An 18486-nucleotide genomic window follows, 5' to 3' on the forward strand; every position below is an offset into this window, starting at 1 on the left:
TCATCCGCACAAATCAAGATAAAGCCCTTTATTTAAAACGAATACCACTCTTAAAATTATATTTTAAAGGCGGAATTTGATATAAAAACTTAGGAAAGTAGGGAGCTATAAACTGAATAACACCCAAACTTATGAGACTTCCTAAAATTGCACCTGCTAAAATATCAAAGGGATAATGTACACCCACAAAGATGCGCGCCCAACAGATCAAGCACAAAAACACCGTGGCAAATTTAAAAGCAACCTTGTATCGGTAAAAATAAAAGTTAGCTGCATAAGATGCAATGGTCAAGGCATGATTACTAGGAAAAGAAGCTGTTGCACGATGTTGAATAAGCGGTGTTGTCAACCCTACCACGAATGGGCGAGGATGAAAATAAAAAAGAGAAATGAGATAACCTATGAAAAGAGCAGCACAAATACTCATGCAAATGCTTAGCACGACACATCGTTCCCTCTCCCCACCACAAAACCACAATGCACAAAGATGGAGAGGAATAATATAAATTAAAAACTTTGCACAAAAAATACTAAACAAAACTACAATCGACCAAGCTTGATGATTACCGACAAACATTTCAAAGAGTGTAACATCAATCTGGTTTAAAAAGTCCATTTTTCTCTCCTTTACCTCTATGTTACAGTATTATCTTTTTGTAAAAGAGGGAAATATATCAAGATTTAACAAATCAATTTTTTTATGTGCATAAACTTGCTATTTTAAAAGATAACCTGTAGATATGAAATATTCGTTGCCGGCACTTTAGCTGGAGGTTGAACGGAGGGCTGTAAAATATCAGTAGGAAATACAATGTTTCCGGCCTCCCGTGTCTCCGCTCTCGGATGTCTCGAATCGTAAACGCGTCCTTTCTTCTTTGGATTTCCAAAAAAGACAAGTCGCAGAGGCTTTGCGCTAAAACCGGTGAGATTTAATTGAAGAAAGGCAAAACAATGGCTCTTTATGAACATATGTTCCTTGCCCGACAAGACATTACACCGCAGCAAGTTGATGAACTTTTGAGTCTCTACAAAGGTGTCATTGAAGCACATGGTGGAAAAGTTGGGCGTATAGAAAATTGGGGACTTCGTCCTCTTGCTTATCGCATTCGTAAAAACCGTAAAGCTTATTATACCTTGGTCAATATTGATGCACCAGCTTCAGCAATTGCTGAAGTGGAGCGTCAGATGCGCATCAATGAGGATATTTTGCGTTATATGACCATTCGCGTAGAAAAACACGAAAAAGAAAAATCTGCTATGCTCTCACACCTTGATCGCAATAGTCACATTGGACACGATGAAGAGCGTCCTCGTTTTCCACGTCGTCAACGTGAAAATACTATAGAAGGGGTAGAATGATGACTGATACTAATCAAAACTCTGCACGTCGCCCCTTTCATCGTCGTCGTAAAACATGTCCTTTTTCAGGGACCAATGCTCCAAAAATTGATTATAAAGACATCAAGTTGTTACAACGTTATATTTCCGAACGTGGAAAAATTGTTCCTTCACGGATTACTGCTGTTAGTCAGAAAAAACAGCGTGAATTAGCTAATGCTATCAAACGTGCTCGCTTTTTAGGCTTACTTCCGTACGTTATAAAGTAAACGATCAATACGTTATGCAACTGGAGAGTTTCTCCAGTTGCTTTCTTATATGGTTTTAAAAAATAGCTTGTTGCATCCTATGTTAAGCTATTACATGTCAAAGTTGGGGTATTGACACGCCCCTAACTGCAAAAAGCAGGACAGCAATAAATGAAAAAAAATCGTACCTATGAGATATTAATCGGTATTTTAGCAGGATTATTTGCTGTTGTAATAGGAATGGCAATCATCAGTGTTGCAAATATCGCGCCCTTTTTTTCTCTTCTTCTTGGCTGCTTTCTTTCATTGCCAATTTTTATTGTTGCGTTCGGTCAAGGAACACTAGCCAGTCTCATCGCCCTCATAAGTGCCACTGTTGTTCTTATCATAACCACTAATACCTATATTGCTCTTGGCTTGATGTTCTTATTTTTCCTTCCTGCTGTCTATGCTTCTTGGCTTCTTGGGCTTGCACGACCAGCGCAAAAAGAAAACGAACTGATATGGTATCCATTATCATCGGTTATTTTTCATTTAACTAATTTTATCGCTCTTATAGCAACTTTCATTGGGCTCTATGTTCAAACCCGTCCTTCCACACCCGTCATTGCAAAAAAAATCACCGAAAACATAGCACAAACTCTGCAACAATCACAGTCAATAAAAGAAGCCGATATACGCGCTTTTAGTGAGCTTTTAATGACGCATCCAGCAACTTTTACTGCTGTTTCTTTGACTCTTTATAGTTTGGTTTTTCTCATTGCTAACCTTTACTTTTCCATGATAGCAGCACAACACATGAAATGGCTGAAAAGACCTCGTGATGATTGGAGCCAAACTCTCCGCCTTCCAATTTCTGGAATTGTTATTTTCATTATTGTTTGCATAGCATCGATGATTGAGTTGAGCGCTTCTCTTAACTTGAGTACCCGTGTCTTTAGTACTGCATACACTGTCATCATATTAATTAGCGGTCTAGCATATCTTCACAATATTACAAAAGGGGTAAACGGTCGGATTATTATACTTTCTCTTGTTTATATTGCTATTTTAACAGTCGTTTTTACTCCACCTATTGTTTTCATGATGCTTTTGATGGGAATTTGGGCTGCTATTCAATATAATTTTCAATCACGCAAAAAACTCCACTAAATTTATTTGTTCGAAAGGAAAAACTATGGATATTATTTTACTTGAGCGCATTCCTCGTCTTGGTCAAATGGGTGATATTGTCTCAGTTAAAGATGGTTATGCGCGTAATTTTCTCTTGCCTCAAGGTAAAGCTTTACGTGCAAATGAAGCCAATAAAAAACATTTTGAGATACAACGTGCACAACTTGAAGCACGTAATCTTGAACGCAAAAGCGAAGCGCAAAAAGTTGCTGAAAAACTTGATGGACAATCATTCATTGTTGTTCGTTCTGCTGGTGAAACAGGACAACTTTATGGTTCTGTGTCAACACGTGATATTGCTGAAATTATAACAGATGAAGGCTTTTCTATTGGGAGAAATCAAGTCGAACTTAACCATCCAATAAAAATGATTGGTCTTCACACTATCACTCTTAGCTTACATCCTGAGGTTCAAATTTCTGTGATTATTAATGTTGCGCGTTCTACCAGTGAAGCACAACGCCAAGCAGAAGGTGAAACTCTCACTTCTGCTAAAGAAATATATAATATTCAAGAAGAATTATTAGAAGAAAGTCAGGAAGAATTATTGGCAGAAGAAATTAATGACAACGATATAAACAGTTCTCATCAAGAAGCTTAATTGCTATTTTTGCTTTCTGTTTTATATTTTTTATTCCATTTTAAATATTGCTCATAAAATACTCACACTTTAAAAGTGAGTATTTTATGGCCATCATACATAAAGAACCTAATTTTTATGAAAGCATTAGCAATATATTATTTAAAGGCATTACATGCCGAGAATGATGATATAACTAAGAGGAAATATCTTTTGTTTTCAGCATATAAAGCAAAAATAATTTAAAGTTCTACCTTTCAGGGTAAGGCTTGTATGAGCGGTAAGTTGATTGTATCCTCACATGATCTGAAATAATTTCAGTTATAAAAGAGTAATTCTGCTTACACAGATATTGGAATCTTAAGGTCATGTAACTTCAAAATACTTAAATTTAGAGTACCAAAACTTCCACTTTAAAATTACGTATTATAAAATAAAATAGATAGACGTAACACAAATAATATACAAATGATAAATGAGCAACGAAAAGAGAGCTTTGAAAAATTATATAATTTTAACTTAAAATGAAGGTTTGTAGCTCTATTCTTTTAATTATACGATTTTCAATTTATCGCCTAAAGTAGCTAGACTTGGAATTTTAGTGGAAAAATATTATGGAAGAAACTAACGTTGTTAATGTAGGCTCTTCAAAAAAAGAAGATTCTCCTTCTTTTCGGCAACTTCCGTATAATATTGAAGCTGAACAGGCATTGCTTGGTGCCATCTTTATCAACAATGATTCTCTTGACCGCGTTTCAGATTTTCTAAAACCAGAACATTTTTTTGAACCATTGCATCAAAAAATTTATCATGTTTTATCTCACCTTATTAAAACAGGAAAACGTGTAGATCCAGTTACAATCAAGCCCTATATCCAAATGGAAGAAAAAATTGGAGATATTACTGTCTACCAGTATGTTGTTCGCTTAGCCACAGAGGCAGTCACTATTATTAACGCTGAAGATTATGGACGCGTTATTTACGATCTTTTTATCCGCCGGTCTTTGATTAACCTTGGAACTCAAGTTGTCAATACAGCCTTTGATGCTCCTGTAGAGCTCACGCCTACCCAACAAATTGAAACTGTTGAAAATCAGTTATTTGAGCTAGCAGAAAAAGGGAAATATGGAGGTGGATTTGAAAATTTTAATGAGGCTATCAAAAAAGCTATCGATATGGCAAGTGCTGCGAAAAAGCGCTCTTCACAATTATCCGGGATAGCCACCCATATTAAAACACTTGATGAAAAAATGGGAGGATTACAAGCATCTGACTTAATTATCCTTGCGGGACGCCCTGGTATGGGTAAAACCTCACTGGCTACCAATATTGCCTTTAATATTGCTAATGCTTATAATCGTAATGCCAATATCCAAGAAAATGAAGGCGGCATTGTAGGATTCTTCTCACTTGAAATGTCCTCCGAACAGCTTGCAACACGTATTATTTCTGAACAAACAGAAGTCTCTTCTTCTGATATTCGGCGTGGTAATATTTCAGATGAACAATTTTCAAAAATTATTCGTGCGGTGAACCAACTACAAAAGGCACCACTTTATATTGATCAAACTGGGGGAATATCAATTACGCAATTAGCTGCTCGTGCGCGACGTCTCAAGCGACAACATGGCTTAGATATCTTGTTTATTGACTATATCCAACTCATGACAAGCAGTTCAAAGCGTTCATCAGAAAACCGTGTTCAAGAGATCACAGAAATTACCACAGGATTAAAAGCATTAGCGAAAGAATTGAACATTCCTATTATCGCTCTCTCTCAACTTTCACGTCAAGTAGAAAATAGAACAGATAAACGTCCACAACTTTCAGATTTACGTGAATCTGGTTCAATTGAGCAAGATGCCGACATTGTTCTGTTTGTCTATCGCGAAGAATATTATCTCAAAAATGAAGAACCAAAGTTAGGTAGCTTGGAACATACAAAATGGCAAGAAATAATGGACAAAGCTTTTGGAAAAGCTGATGTTATTATTGCAAAACAGCGCCATGGGCCGACAGGAATCGTGCCACTTGCCTTTCAATCTGATTTCACACGATTCAGTGATCTGGCCGATAGCAATTATCTTCCAGAGCAAATTGGTTAAATCAACATGGTGCGTAATCGTATTCAATTTATCTGCCAAAATTGTGGAACTGTCCATTCTCGTTGGGCGGGAAAATGTAGTGCTTGTGGAGAATGGAATTCCCTTATCGAAGAAACTATAAATGGCGGCATAGGAAGTGCTCCTAAGCAGAATGCTCGTAAAGGACGCATCGTCACACTCACATCTCTTTCTGGAAATATCGAAGATGCTCCACGTATTCATTCTGGTATTGCTGAACTTGATCGTGTTACCGGTGGAGGCTTTGTCCGTGGATCGGCACTCCTTGTTGGTGGTGACCCGGGTATTGGTAAATCAACATTGCTGACACAAACAGCCGCTGCTTTATCACGTAAAGGATATAATGTCATCTATGTTTCAGGTGAAGAGGCTATTGCGCAAATTTGTCTGCGCGCACAAAGGCTTGAAGCTAACAATACAGAAGTGAAACTTGCTGCTGAAACCAATGTTGAAGATATTCTGGCAACCTTAAGCCAACATAAAAACCTTGATATGGTGATTATCGATTCGATTCAAACCCTATGGTCAGATACAGCAGATTCATCACCCGGCACTGTCACACAAGTACGTATCGGTGCTCAAGCAATGATCCGCTTTGCCAAGAAAACAGGAGCCGCCGTTGTTCTTGTTGGTCATGTTACAAAAGATGGGCAAATTGCTGGTCCTCGAGTTGTTGAACATATGGTTGATGGCGTTCTCTATTTTGAGGGTGAAGGAGGACATCATTATCGCATTCTTAGAACTGTAAAAAATCGCTTCGGACCAACAGATGAAATTGGTGTCTTTGAAATGTCTGATAAAGGATTACGCGAAGTGATAAATCCATCCGAATTGTTTTTAGGAGAACGTAATGAAAAAGCACCAGGTGCTGCTGTTTTTGCGGGAATGGAAGGGACACGCCCGATACTCGTAGAAATTCAAGCGCTTGTTGCTCCTTCTTCCCTTGGGACACCAAGACGTGCGGTTGTCGGATGGGATGGAAATCGCCTTTCTATGATTCTTGCCGTTTTAGAAGCCCATTGCGGCATTCGTTTTGGACAGCATGATGTCTATCTGAACGTAGCAGGTGGATATCGCATATCAGAACCCGCTGCTGATTTAGCTGTAGCCGCTGCTTTGGTATCCTCTCTTGCCAATATCGCATTGCCAACGGATTATGTATATTTTGGTGAAGTCAGTCTTTCAGGAGCTACCCGCGCTGTTTCACATTCAGCACAGCGCATCAATGAAGCAAAAAAACTCGGCTTTCAAGGAGCATTTCATCCCACAACAACAACCGAAATGATAAAGTCGCTCAATTTTCAACAAAAAACTTTCTCCGACCTTCCCGAACTCGTTGCTACTCTTACCGTAAGTAAAAAATGATCTGCACCACAGATATGATAATATAGAAAAAACTCTATAAAATACAAAAGATCCTTGCTATAAGAACAAAAAATATATTTGTACACAGACTTATAAGAACACAACTTTATGTATAAGGAACAAACAAATGATCATAACAATCCTTGATGGAATTGTCGTAGTAATCATCCTGTTGTCCGCTTTTCTTGCTATGCTTCGAGGGTTTTCACGTGAAGTGTTATCGTTGATTTCTTGGGCAGTTGCAGCTATTACGACACTGTTTTTATTCAAGCCTGTCTTACCTTTCTTTGAACACTATCTCTCTAATAAAATGATTGCATTGATCACAACATTGGTCACGATTTTTATTATTGTTCTCATTATTACTTCAATTATTACAATGAAGATCTCTGATTTTATTATTGATAGTCGAATTGGTATCCTTGACCGTGCTATTGGTTTTATTTTTGGAGCACTTCGCGGTTTACTTATCATGGTCATCGGTATGTTGCTGATTAATGCACTGATTAAACCCGAGCTTCAAGCGAATTGGTTAAAAAATGCAAAAACAAGGCCTATTTTAGATTCACTAGGACAAAAAGTTTGGGAAATACTCCCAAAAGATATTGGATCTGTTCTCGAAAAGGCGGAAAATTTGTTTAAAGACAGCAATAAACATACGTATGAGCAACACTCTCATAAAAAGATAATTTTAAAAAATAAAGAATAGTTTTTCATGAGGAAAGAGAACTAAATGATGTAAAATGTGATATTAATGATTCCTCCGTATCACAACTGAAAGAATATGATGATAAAAAGTGATGTTTTCTGTCAAGAATTTTCGTTAGATGATGATACCCTTCATGAAGAATGTGGCGTTTTTGGTATTCTTGGGCATGAAGATGCAGCAACATTAACAGCTCTTGGACTCCACGCACTTCAGCATCGTGGGCAAGAAGCAGCTGGTATTGTTTCCTACCATAATAAAATGTTTCATCAAGAAAAGCATTTAGGTCTTGTTGGTGATCACTATACAAATCCTACAACACTTGCACGCTTACCAGGAAATCGCGCTATTGGACATACCCGTTATTCAACAACTGGAGAAGTAGCATTACGCAATGTTCAACCCCTTTTTGCTGAATTAAAAGCTGGAGGCATTGCTATTGCTCATAATGGTAATCTTACCAATGGTCTTACATTACGCCGTGAACTCATCGCTTCTGGAGCTATCTGTCAATCAACATCAGATTCAGAAGTTTTTCTTCATCTTATTGCCCGCTCACGTTATGAATCGTCCTCTGATCGTTTTGTTGATGCAATTCGGCAAGTAGAAGGTGGGTATGCTATGTTAGCGCTCACACGTACAAAGCTTATTGCTGCACGCGATCCAACAGGGATTAGACCCCTTGTGATGGGGGAACTTGATGGTAAGCCTATTTTTTGTTCTGAAACTTGTGCTCTTGATATTATTGGAGCAAAGTATGTCCGTGATGTTAAAAATGGGGAGATCATCATATGTGAAATACAAAAAAATGGGGAAATTACTAAAAAAATTATAAAACCCAAAAATGAAAAACCAGAAAAACTTTGCTTGTTTGAATATGTTTATTTTGCCCGTCCGGACTCAATCGTTGGAGGGCGTAGTGTCTATGCAACACGCAAAAATATGGGAATCCGTTTAGCACAGGAAGCCCCTTGTGAGGGTGATGTTGTGGTTCCTGTTCCTGATGGAGGAACTCCTGCCGCAATTGGCTATGCACAAGAAATTGGAATTCCCTTCGAGCTTGGTATTATCCGTAATCACTATGTTGGCCGTACTTTTATCGAACCAACACAACAAATTCGTGCTTTTGGTGTCAAGTTAAAACATTCTGCAAACCGTCCTGTGATTGAAAGAAAACGTGTTATTCTTGTTGATGACTCTATTGTACGTGGAACAACATCTCTTAAAATTGTGCGAATGCTCCGTGATGCAGGAGCAAAAGAAGTTCATATGCGCATTTCTAGCCCGATGATTTTCTATCCCGACTTTTATGGTATTGATACACCTAAAGTTGAAAGCCTTTTAGCAAATCAATATCCAGATTTAAAATCTATGTGTGATTTTATTGGAGCAGATTCATTAGAATTTCTTTCAACGGATGGATTATATCTTGCTGTAGCAGGGGAAAAACGGAATAACGCCGATCCACAATTTACTGACCATTATTTTACTGGATATTATCCTACGCAACTGGTTGATCAAGAAAATCTCTCCAAAACTCATCAATCATCTGTTCTTAAAACAAGAGATTAATGATGACAAAATGTGACTTTAGTCTCCATGGGCGTGTTGCACTTGTTACTGGCGCATCAAGAGGAATTGGCTATTATTTGGCACTCGAGCTTGCTGCACGCGGCGCTCATATTATTGCTCTTGCACGAACAGTCAGTGGACTTACTGAATTAGATAATCAAATCCGAGAAAAAGGGGCTCATGCAACCCTTGTTCCCCTTGACTTGCATCATATGGAAAACATCGATACTCTTGCTATCTCAATTGCCAAACGCTGGAAAAAACTTGATATTATCGTTGCAAATGCAGGAATCCTTGGAACACTCTCACCAATAGCGCATATAGAAAACACGGTATTTGAAGATGTTTTTCAAATAAATCTTTTCAGCCAATGGCGCTTAATGAAAGCTGTTGAGCCTTTATTACGTGAATCTGATGCTGGACGAGCCATTCTGTTATCCTCAAGCGTTGCGCATGCTGCGCGCCCTTTCTGGGGAGCTTATGCAGCCTCTAAAGCGGCTTTAGAGATGATTGCCCGCTGTTGGGCAGAAGAACTCAAACAAACCCCTATTAAGATTAATTGTGTCAACCCTGGTGCCACACGCACTGCCATGCGCGCTGAAGCTATGCCCGGTGAAGATCCACAAACTCTCCCTTCACCACAAGAGGTTGCAAAAAAGATAGTACATTTGTTATCACCTGATTTAAAGGAAACTGGAAAACTCTTTAATGTTCATAAAAATCGGTTTGTAGATTATCATGTACCTGATTGATCATCATCGGAGAAGTAAATCGTTTAACTCTCTCTTTTTCCTGTGCTTCTCAACAGAAGAATGAAACACTTTATGATTCTTGGATAGATTTAGCATCAGCCTTTTTCTCTTCTAAAGTAGCACGTTTATTATAAGCGATAAAACTACAGGGGAGAAAAATCATATAGCTAACAGCTGTAATCAATAAAGTTTTCCATGTGTAAGTCGCAAGAAAACCGACATAAATAACAATGACCAACATGCACGGTATAACGATATCGCGCCTTAAATTTTGATCAATTGTTTTTGCATTCCATACTGGTAAACGACTAATCAAAAGAAAAGCAATAATTACAGTATAAAGACTAAAAAATAATGCCCACCCCCAATTGGGGACCAAACCAAGAGCGCCTAAATAGGTAGGCAATAAAAGGAGTAATGCTCCTGCTGGTGCTGGAACACCAACAAAATAACTTTTCTGCCACTTAGGTATATTGGTGTTATCCAACATCACATTAAAACGTGCTAACCGCAAACAACAAGCAACACAATAAACAAGGGCTGCAACCCAACCAATGTGATTTGCTTGATTCAAGATAAAAGAATAAACAATAAGTGCAGGGGTAACACCAAAATTTATAACATCAGCAAGAGAATCCATCTGTGCCCCAAAAGATGAACTACCATCTATTAAACGGGCAATGCGACCATCAGCACCATCTAAAACTGCGGCCAAAAGCACCATTAAAATAGCAGCTTCATAGCGATGTTCAAAAGCCAAACGAATGCTGCTCATCCCTGCACAAATTGCTAAAATAGTAATGATATTGGGAATGACATACCGCATTGATGTAGGTGAACGCCGCCGACTTGCAACATCATCATGCTGCCCCTCAGGATTGAATGAAGAAAATGGCGAAAAATTTTTCATTGTGAGTCCTAATCGTATCTGAAGTCCGTTGTGGCACTCTTATCATCAAAAGAACCCAAAACTGTTTCTCCAGCAATTGCGGTCTGTCCAACTGCAACACGCAATTTCATTTCAGTTGGTATATAAATATCAAGGCGAGAACCAAAACGAATCAATCCAAATCGCTCACCAGTCATAACGGCATCGTTTTCTTTTGACCAACAAACAATCCGGCGTGCAACCATTCCCGCTATTTGTACGATACCGATTTTACCATGTTTGCTATCAATTACCACACCATTACGCTCATTAAACTGGCTAGCTTTATCAAACTCAGCATTGGTAAATCGACCTGGATGATAAACGATAGACTCTACTGTACCACTGATAGGAATACGATTAATATGGCATGAAAAAACATCCATAAAAATGGAAATACGGATCATTTCATCTTTCCCTAATCCTAATTCTTCAGGTGGAACACATGATTCCACAAATGAAATACGCCCATCTGCAGGCGACATAACCCAATTTGAATTTAAAGGGATCACACGATCTGGATTACGAAAAAAGTATATACACCACACCGTGAGAACGAGACCAAACCAAAACAACGGACTCCATATCCAACCAAGAATGAGCGAAATAACAAAAAACGCTACAATAAAAGGATAACCCTCTTTATGAACCGGTACAAAGCTATTATGGAAAGATTGCAGAATACTCATATAATTTCCTATTCATCGTAAACTCAAACAAGCAACAAATCTGTAAACTCAAACAAGCAACAAATCTTTTTGTTCCTCTTGTGTCTTTTTATGTATTTAATCAATCACTCCATATAAAGATATAGATTACATTTTGCCCTATTTATTTTTTACGATTAACAACACTCGTCTCATCTTCTTCACGTATTTTACGTAATTTTTCTTCAGCTTTCGATGCTTCAAGCTGCTTATTCCACATTGAAGCATATAAACCTTTCTTGCGTAAAAGCTCTGTATGCGCCCCATTTTCAATAATACGACCACTTTTAAGAACCAAAATTTCATCAGCATTGATGACAGTAGAAAGACGGTGAGCAATAATCAATGTTGTACGTCCACGGCTTACAATATCCAATGCTTGTTGAATTTCCTGTTCAGTCGCCGTATCAAGAGCCGATGTTGCTTCATCTAAAATAAGAAGTGGGGGGGCTTTTAAGAGTGTCCGTGCAATAGCCACACGTTGTTTTTCACCACCTGATAATTTGAGACCTCGCTCTCCTACCATAGACTGAAAACCTTCCGGTAAAATTTCAATAAATTTTGATATTTGTGCCATTTCAGCAGCTTTGCGCATCTCTTCGTCTGTAGCACTTGGACGCCCATAGCAAATATTATAGGCAATTGTATCATTAAATAACACTGTATCTTGTGGGACCATGCCAATCGCTTCACGCAAACTCTTTTGTGTTACGTCACGAATATCCTGCCCGTCAATTGTGATAGAACCCGCGTCAACATCATAAAACCGAAAAAGCAACCGAGAAATAGTTGATTTACCTGCACCAGATGGACCGACAATGGCGACTGTTTTTCCTCCAGGAACTTCAAAATCAATATCTCTGAGAATCTGACGTGTCGAATCATAGGAAAACTTTACCTGATGAAAACGAATGGTCCCATCCCTTATCTCTAACGGTTTAGCATCCGATTTATCAACGATCTCCTTCTGAACATCTAAAAGATCAAACATTGCTTCAATATCCGTTAAACCTTGTCGAATATCACGATAAATTGAACCAATAAAATTCAGTGGAATGGAAAGTTGCATTAAAAGTGCATTAATAAAAACAAAATCACCCAAAGTTTGTGTTTTATAAAAAACTTCATAAGCTGACATCAGCATCATGATCGTCATTCCAATACCAAAGATAAGAGCCTGACCAAAATTAAGCCAGCTTAACGATGTCCAAATCTTTGTTGCGGCTTTTTCATAACCTACCATAGAAGCATCAAATCGATCGGCTTCTAGAGTTTCATTGCCAAAATATTTCACCGTTTCAAAATTCAAAAGAGAATCAACTGCACGCGTATTGGCCTCAGTATCTGCTGTATTCATTTGTTGCCGAATACGAATGCGCCAATCACTCGCCTTAATGGTAAACAAGATATATAATCCAACCGTTGCAACAACGATGAGAAGATAATGCCACCCATAACTTATGTAAAATACAAGTGCCGTTAATATAAACTCTAGAACTGTCGGTACTGTGTTCAGAATTGAAAATCTTACGATCGCTTCAATTCCTTTTGTACCACGCTCAATCACACGAGAAAGCCCACCAGTTCGGCGTTCCAAATGAAATCGCAAGGATAACTCATGCATATGTACAAAGGTTTTATAAGCCAATTGACGAACAGCATATTGACCAACAGTGGCAAAAAGAGAATCGCGTAATTGATTTAATCCAGCCTGCATAATACGTGCGACATTATATGCCAAAACGAGCATGATGGGAATAATCAAACTGGATGGGAACCATTCAGGTAGCTGAAAGCTTGAATCAAGCACATTCGTAGAATATTTAAAGAAATACGGTACAGATATGAGAACGAGCTTAGCCAAAACAAGATAAAATATTGCCCATAGCACACGTATTTTTAGATCACGTCGCCCTACTGGCCACATATAGGGCCATAAATTGTAAAGTGTGTGCAGAGTTCTGCCTGTATCTGATGATACAGTCTTTGTCATTTCATTGCGTTTCATAAAGTCCTTACTTCTCTATCATCCACACGAAAAAGGCAAAATACCCCCCTGTGGTTGTTTATAGATTTATCTCTTCATTACGCTTCCAATAAGCTATACCCACTCGTTATTTAAAGTTAGACTGTTTTTGAAAAAGGAACAAGAAATAATCCACTATACAATTTATTATTTTTATCTGTATTTTCATACCACTCTGCTGCAAATAAATTTTCAACTTTTACATGGTTTTTTTTCAATTCTGCCTGAAGCCACTTTTTTGTTTTACCAATCTCTTTAAGTCCATCATCAATAACTTCACCATTTTCTATTAAAATCGTCGATTTCTTCCCTTCTTCCTTTTTAATGACAGTGAAATCACCATTGGTTTCCAAACGAACAAAAGCGGCTTCATGTAAGTGACACCCTTTAAGACGTAACATCGTAATGAGATCATTAACATTGATCCCTAAGTTCTTAATCTTATCTATTTGGAAAACCCCATCTAAAACTAATGTAACATTCCGCCCTGCAATAAGACGACGAAAAAAAACTGAATAGCGTGCAAAAAAATTAAAAGATGTAATCAAGGTTTGCCAGATGAGTAAAACAAGCAATAATTGAATGCTACTAATACTCTGATTATAAATAACGCCTCCAATAATACCTCCCATAACAAAATTACTGACCAAATCAACTGGTGTCATCTGACTAAGGCTCCCCCGCCCCGTCGTTCTTAAAATAAATAAGAAGGCAACAAGACCTACAGCCAGCTTAAGCGCGATATACCCATAATGATATAAAAATTCCATCAAATTTTCCTCCCTTTATTTATGTAAGCTGCTGGAATAGGAAAATTAAAATCGTTTTATTTCCCACACAGTTATGCGCTCACCACTCTGCGGATCCTTACTGTCTTTTAAAAGAACCCCCTCCGCTGCAAGCTCATCACGAATTGTATCCGCTGCTTCCCACTCTTTATTATGGATAAGTCGTAGTCTTTCAGCAATACGTTGATCAATAAATTTTGAATCAAGAAAAGTTTTTTTTATAAATAATGGGCAGTCTATTTCTTTAATCCATTCTTGTCGTAACAGTCCTAATAAATTCATCCCATTAGCAAGAGCCAGCGCATTCCCTTCTTTATAAAACTTTCGCAAAAGAGTCAGTGCTTTTGGAGTATTAAGATCATCACTGAGTGCATCTATCAAAGTATCATTAATTGCTTCATTGTTTTCCATCTCACTTTTTTTGCTGCGAAGCAATTCATACCAACGATATAGTTCGCCACTCGATTGTATTAAACGCTGCGCTGTCCAATTTAATGGTTCACGATAATGCGTTTGCAACATCGAAAAACGCGCAGACAAACCAGCCCAATTTTTCTTCATTTCATCGATTAAAATACCATTAAACTCCAAAAAATTATTCTCTAAAACAGAACGAATAGTTATGAAATTGCCAAAGCTTTTCGACATCTTTTTGCCTTCAACTTGTAAAAAACCATTATGCATCCAAAAATTTGCCATTCGCTCCGTCCCAAAAGCTGAACAACTTTGTGCAATCTCGTTTTCATGATGAGGAAAAATTAAATCAAGTCCACCACCATGGATATCAAAAACATTCGCGGTTGGATCATCACAAGTTAAACCACCGCCATAGGGCGCTAATAACTTTGCCATTGACATCGCAGAACATTCAATATGCCAACCTGGACGACCTAAAACAGGAATTCCGGCCGGCGATTCCCAACCTGGCTCCCCTTCCACAGAAGGTTTCCATAAAACAAAATCCATCTCTTCCCTTTTATAAGCAGCAACATCAATACGCGCCCCCGCCCTCATTTCATCTAAAGAACGATTTGCAAATGCCCCATAGTGGGGAGGATTTTTTATGCTACTTACAGAAAATAATATATGATTTTCCGCTTTATAAGCGTGCCCCTTTTCAAGCAATCTTTCAATTAAAGAGCGCATTTCCTCTAAATGCTCGGTTGCGCGCGGCTGACTGGTTGGTAATAGACAACCAAGTGCTATTGTATCTTGTTGAAACTGGCAATATGTACGTTCTGTTAATTGACGAATGGCGTCATTCAATGACAAGTTTGGATATTCAAAAGCTGCTCGTGCATTAATTTTATCATCAACATCTGTAATATTACGCGCATATAGAACATGCTCATTGCCATAAACATGACGCAATAAACGAAATAAAATATCAAAAACAATGACAGGGCGTGCATTTCCTACATGCGCATAATCATAAACTGTCGGTCCACAAACATAAAGACGTACTCTTGTCGGATCTATTGGTGTAAAATTTTCTTTTTTACGTGTCAGCGTATTATAAAATCGCAACTCTTTCATTATTGACTCCATAGACGATATTATGCACCGCTCCTTTTAGATGCATCTTATCTCAAATTATCGTATTACGCGGTTTAGGCTAAAAACTTTTTTCTTATAGTAAATTCTTCTTACCATTTTCCCATTGTATTCACGGCTGTATCCATCATTTATCATAAAAACAATCTATTTTATTTGATTGAACAAAAGCATTCTATCATTAGAGATGCTTTCCCTTCTTAAAGAAAACGAGCTTAGAAAAAATTCTATAGGCAACACAATATAAACCTATGTGAAAATAAACCTATGTGAAAAATAGATAGCTTTCAGGAAGCAAATCTTAAATTTTTAACCACACAAAGCTTCGTCAGTATTTTCAATATTCCACAATGGGTTCCTTACTGCCTCTTACGCCCTATATTTTATAATCAATAATTGAGAATAATGTAGCAATTAACTCTATTTTTTTACACAGTTCTCATGACAAAATTATTTTATCTGTACAGAGTTTTATTCAAAGAAAGCAATAAAAATAATGCGTAATAGATTGATGAACATCATTATTTTAATATTTCTTGTCATTTCAATGCCAACCTTTGCGCAACAATCTCCACCTTATGAAAAAAAATTACTCCGACTAGCAGAAATTTTGGGATCATTGCATTCTCTCCAAAATCTTTGCGAGCCTCCAACAAACCAATGGTATGATTATATGAATGCACTAATTGAAGCAGAACACCCCATTCCACAAAGACGTGCTTATTTTTATGAAGCGTTTAATGAAGCGTATCGTGCTTTCTCAGAAAATTATCACCATTGTACCCAAGCAGCCATTGAAGCCAATCAAAGATACATAGAGGAAGGAAGAATTTTATCTGAAAACCTCCTCATGCATTATAAATAATTAATCTATGCAAAAAGTATCTTTCTCCATTTTAGCGATATCAATGATATTCCTCTCACAAATGCGGGGAGCAATAAACCAGCTCTGAAAATAGAGAAACTTTTAAAGAATAATGTCTCGATACGCTTTTATTCGTATGAGCGCCTTTTTCCCCATACAAAATCGTTCTTTGGCTTCCTCCCCACACCTCAAAGGATGAAGATTGTTAACTAAATTTGCTCTGTAAATAATCTAGGTTCTTGTTGAACAAGATTCCTCTTGGCTTCCCACTCATGTAATTTGCTTCATAGTTTCTACAAATAAGCCTAAGAATATTCACCACGCATAAAAAACACTTATGTGCCAAAGAGGCTGACATACCCTATATCATCACTCTAAAAGATGATATTTTACGGCATACTTTTTAATCTGTTTACACCAAAGTTTCCATAAATTTAACAGGCTCTCCTTGTGAAGGTGTGACAATTTCACCTTCCCACATAACGCGCATACCACGGATAATAGTCCCAACAGGCCAACCTTTAACTTTTTGACCATCATAAGGTGTCCAACCGGCACGCGAACCAATTAAGCCATTCGTAATAATTTCTTCTCTCTTAAGATCAACAATGGTTAAATCAGCATCGTACCCAACAGCAATGCGCCCTTTACAGCTTATACCAAAAATACGACTAGGGCCATGTGAAGTGAGATCAACAAAACGTTCAAGAGATATTTTTCCTTCATTCACATGTGTCAACATAATTGCTGCTGTTGTTTGCACCCCTGTCATTCCTGAAGGTGAAGAGGGATAAGGTTGAAGTTTTTCTTCAAGAGTATGAGGCGCATGATCTGAGCCTAAGACATCAATAATTCCTTGTTGAACACCGTACCAAAGAGCTTCACGGTGGCGCGACTCACGAATAGGCGGATTCATCTGAATTAATGTACCAAACTTCTTATAATCATCAGCCGTGAGAGTCAAATGATGTTGTGTCACTTCAATTGTTGCAACATCCTTATGTTTTTTTAGAAAATCAATTTCTTCTTCTGTCGAAAGATGTAACACATGAATCCGTGCTTTCGTCTCATGGGCAATTTTTACCAAACGCTGCGTACATTTTAATGCCGCAACTTCATCACGCCAAATCGGATGTGACGATGCATCCCCTTCAATACGCAATATTTTACGCTCTTTGAGCCTCGCCTCATCTTCAGAATGAAAAGCTGCACGACGGCGTGTATTCTTCAAAATAAGGCGTACACTTTCATCATCATCAACCAAAAGATCACCGGTAGAGGCCCCCATAAAGACTTTAATTCCAGCCGCACCGGGAAGTCTTTCTAACTCAGAGAGTTCATGGGCATTTTCACGCGTTCCTCCAACCCAAAATGCAAAATCACAATGCATTCGATGAAATCCGCGTTTAACCTTATCGTTTAATGTTTCTTCTGATGTTGTCAACGGATTGGTATTAGGCATTTCAAAAACTGCCGTAACACCCCCTAACACAGCAGAATACGAGCCACTTTCCAAATCCTCCTTATATTCATTTCCTGGCTCACGAAAATGCACTTGGCTATCAATAATTCCTGGTAAAATATGAAGCCCCGTACAATCAATGACCTCACTAGCCGATGCACATGTAAGGTTGCCTATTTCAGCAATACGACCATTTGTAATACCAATATCACGCTTGCTTCTTCCATCATGATTCACAAGTGTTGCACCTTTAAAAATTGTATCAAATGTTTTAAACATAGCCACGCTCCTTACATATT

The 18486-nt window shown here is 37.9% G+C and carries 17 protein-coding genes; 10 read left to right on the forward strand and 7 right to left on the reverse strand.

From position 1 onward, the window contains the following. Nucleotides 1–28: 28 nt before the first annotated feature. Complete coding sequence (locus ACFIKD_RS01330) at nt 29–616, reverse strand: undecaprenyl-diphosphatase (protein WP_375644915.1); 588 nt, start codon at nt 614–616, stop codon at nt 29–31. A 335-nt stretch (nt 617–951) separates the two neighbouring features. On the opposite strand from ACFIKD_RS01330, the gene rpsF reads away from it, so the two are divergent. The 9 genes from rpsF (at nt 952) to ACFIKD_RS01375 (ending at nt 9857) form a co-directional block, all read left to right on the forward strand. Beyond that, nucleotides 952–1359, forward strand: a complete 408-nt coding sequence (gene rpsF / locus ACFIKD_RS01335) for a 30S ribosomal protein S6 (RefSeq protein ID WP_375647099.1) — start codon at nt 952–954, stop codon at nt 1357–1359. Beyond that, a complete protein-coding gene (rpsR, locus tag ACFIKD_RS01340) occupies nt 1359–1607 on the forward strand; it encodes a 30S ribosomal protein S18 (protein WP_012754957.1) in 249 nt (82 codons plus the stop codon). The genes rpsF and rpsR overlap by 1 nt, the downstream gene beginning before the upstream one ends. A 150-nt stretch (nt 1608–1757) precedes the next feature. Continuing rightward, the gene (locus tag ACFIKD_RS01345; protein ID WP_375636554.1) at nt 1758–2738 is read left to right on the forward strand and encodes a hypothetical protein; all 981 of its coding nucleotides are present in this window, start codon (nt 1758–1760) and stop codon (nt 2736–2738) included. Between the two features lie 25 nt (nt 2739–2763). Next, complete coding sequence (gene rplI / locus ACFIKD_RS01350; protein WP_375636556.1) at nt 2764–3360, forward strand: 50S ribosomal protein L9; 597 nt, start codon at nt 2764–2766, stop codon at nt 3358–3360. Between the two features lie 593 nt (nt 3361–3953). After that, complete coding sequence (locus ACFIKD_RS01355; protein WP_375636558.1) at nt 3954–5444, forward strand: replicative DNA helicase; 1491 nt, start codon at nt 3954–3956, stop codon at nt 5442–5444. A 6-nt stretch (nt 5445–5450) separates the two neighbouring features. Continuing rightward, a complete protein-coding gene (gene radA, locus ACFIKD_RS01360; protein WP_375636559.1) occupies nt 5451–6827 on the forward strand; it encodes a DNA repair protein RadA in 1377 nt (458 codons plus the stop codon). A 127-nt stretch (nt 6828–6954) separates the two neighbouring features. Continuing rightward, entirely contained in the window at nt 6955–7536 is a 582-nt protein-coding gene (locus ACFIKD_RS01365; RefSeq protein ID WP_375636561.1) for a CvpA family protein, read from the forward strand. 75 nt (nt 7537–7611) lie between these two features. Continuing rightward, nucleotides 7612–9105 (forward strand): amidophosphoribosyltransferase, encoded by a 1494-nt coding sequence (gene purF / locus ACFIKD_RS01370; RefSeq protein ID WP_375628701.1) that lies wholly within the window; start codon nt 7612–7614, stop codon nt 9103–9105. A 2-nt stretch (nt 9106–9107) separates the two neighbouring features. Continuing rightward, nucleotides 9108–9857 carry an SDR family NAD(P)-dependent oxidoreductase gene (locus tag ACFIKD_RS01375; RefSeq protein ID WP_375636583.1) on the forward strand — a complete coding sequence of 250 codons (750 nt, stop codon included), beginning with the start codon at nt 9108–9110 and terminating at the stop codon, nt 9855–9857. A gap of 70 nt (nt 9858–9927) precedes the next feature. On the opposite strand, the gene pssA is transcribed toward ACFIKD_RS01375, so the two are convergent. The 5 genes from pssA to cysS form a co-directional block, all read right to left on the reverse strand. After that, the gene (gene pssA, locus ACFIKD_RS01380; RefSeq protein WP_375636563.1) at nt 9928–10767 is read right to left on the reverse strand and encodes a CDP-diacylglycerol--serine O-phosphatidyltransferase; all 840 of its coding nucleotides are present in this window, start codon (nt 10765–10767) and stop codon (nt 9928–9930) included. Nucleotides 10768–10775: 8 nt separating this feature from the next. After that, nucleotides 10776–11474: a phosphatidylserine decarboxylase gene (locus ACFIKD_RS01385; protein ID WP_375636564.1), complete on the reverse strand. Its 699-nt coding sequence runs from the start codon at nt 11472–11474 to the stop codon at nt 10776–10778. Nucleotides 11475–11616: 142 nt separating this feature from the next. Next, complete coding sequence (locus tag ACFIKD_RS01390; RefSeq protein WP_012754947.1) at nt 11617–13500, reverse strand: ABC transporter ATP-binding protein/permease; 1884 nt, start codon at nt 13498–13500, stop codon at nt 11617–11619. 116 nt (nt 13501–13616) lie between these two features. Then, entirely contained in the window at nt 13617–14288 is a 672-nt protein-coding gene (locus tag ACFIKD_RS01395) for a DUF421 domain-containing protein (RefSeq protein ID WP_375636566.1), read from the reverse strand. Nucleotides 14289–14333: 45 nt separating this feature from the next. Further along, entirely contained in the window at nt 14334–15842 is a 1509-nt protein-coding gene (cysS, locus tag ACFIKD_RS01400; RefSeq protein ID WP_375644918.1) for a cysteine--tRNA ligase, read from the reverse strand. Between the two features lie 514 nt (nt 15843–16356). Between cysS and ACFIKD_RS01405 the strand changes: the two genes are divergently transcribed. Next, complete coding sequence (locus ACFIKD_RS01405; RefSeq protein ID WP_208439587.1) at nt 16357–16725, forward strand: TIGR02301 family protein; 369 nt, start codon at nt 16357–16359, stop codon at nt 16723–16725. A gap of 412 nt (nt 16726–17137) precedes the next feature. Here ACFIKD_RS01405 and ACFIKD_RS01410 read toward each other — a convergent pair whose 3' ends face one another. After that, complete coding sequence (locus ACFIKD_RS01410) at nt 17138–18466, reverse strand: dihydroorotase (protein WP_375636570.1); 1329 nt, start codon at nt 18464–18466, stop codon at nt 17138–17140. Nucleotides 18467–18486 lie beyond the last annotated feature (20 nt).

It is taken from the genome of Bartonella sp. CR84HXZ (genome assembly GCF_042194535.1).
Taxonomy (GTDB): domain Bacteria; phylum Pseudomonadota; class Alphaproteobacteria; order Rhizobiales; family Rhizobiaceae; genus Bartonella; species Bartonella grahamii.

Bases quoted from the DNA above. Each gene is read 5' to 3' on its own strand.
- ACFIKD_RS01330 (WP_375644915.1), bottom strand. From the start codon at position 616: ATGGACTTTTTAAACCAGATTGATGTTACACTCTTTGAAATGTTTGTC.
- rpsF (WP_375647099.1), top strand. From the start codon at position 952: ATGGCTCTTTATGAACATATGTTCCTTGCCCGACAAGACATTACACCG.
- rpsR (WP_012754957.1), top strand. From the start codon at position 1,359: ATGACTGATACTAATCAAAACTCTGCACGTCGCCCCTTTCATCGTCGT.
- ACFIKD_RS01345 (WP_375636554.1), top strand. From the start codon at position 1,758: ATGAAAAAAAATCGTACCTATGAGATATTAATCGGTATTTTAGCAGGA.
- rplI (WP_375636556.1), top strand. From the start codon at position 2,764: ATGGATATTATTTTACTTGAGCGCATTCCTCGTCTTGGTCAAATGGGT.
- ACFIKD_RS01355 (WP_375636558.1), top strand. From the start codon at position 3,954: ATGGAAGAAACTAACGTTGTTAATGTAGGCTCTTCAAAAAAAGAAGAT.
- radA (WP_375636559.1), top strand. From the start codon at position 5,451: ATGGTGCGTAATCGTATTCAATTTATCTGCCAAAATTGTGGAACTGTC.
- ACFIKD_RS01365 (WP_375636561.1), top strand. From the start codon at position 6,955: ATGATCATAACAATCCTTGATGGAATTGTCGTAGTAATCATCCTGTTG.
- purF (WP_375628701.1), top strand. From the start codon at position 7,612: ATGATGATAAAAAGTGATGTTTTCTGTCAAGAATTTTCGTTAGATGAT.
- ACFIKD_RS01375 (WP_375636583.1), top strand. From the start codon at position 9,108: ATGACAAAATGTGACTTTAGTCTCCATGGGCGTGTTGCACTTGTTACT.
- pssA (WP_375636563.1), bottom strand. From the start codon at position 10,767: ATGAAAAATTTTTCGCCATTTTCTTCATTCAATCCTGAGGGGCAGCAT.
- ACFIKD_RS01385 (WP_375636564.1), bottom strand. From the start codon at position 11,474: ATGAGTATTCTGCAATCTTTCCATAATAGCTTTGTACCGGTTCATAAA.
- ACFIKD_RS01390 (WP_012754947.1), bottom strand. From the start codon at position 13,500: ATGAAACGCAATGAAATGACAAAGACTGTATCATCAGATACAGGCAGA.
- ACFIKD_RS01395 (WP_375636566.1), bottom strand. From the start codon at position 14,288: ATGGAATTTTTATATCATTATGGGTATATCGCGCTTAAGCTGGCTGTA.
- cysS (WP_375644918.1), bottom strand. From the start codon at position 15,842: ATGAAAGAGTTGCGATTTTATAATACGCTGACACGTAAAAAAGAAAAT.
- ACFIKD_RS01405 (WP_208439587.1), top strand. From the start codon at position 16,357: ATGCGTAATAGATTGATGAACATCATTATTTTAATATTTCTTGTCATT.
- ACFIKD_RS01410 (WP_375636570.1), bottom strand. From the start codon at position 18,466: ATGTTTAAAACATTTGATACAATTTTTAAAGGTGCAACACTTGTGAAT.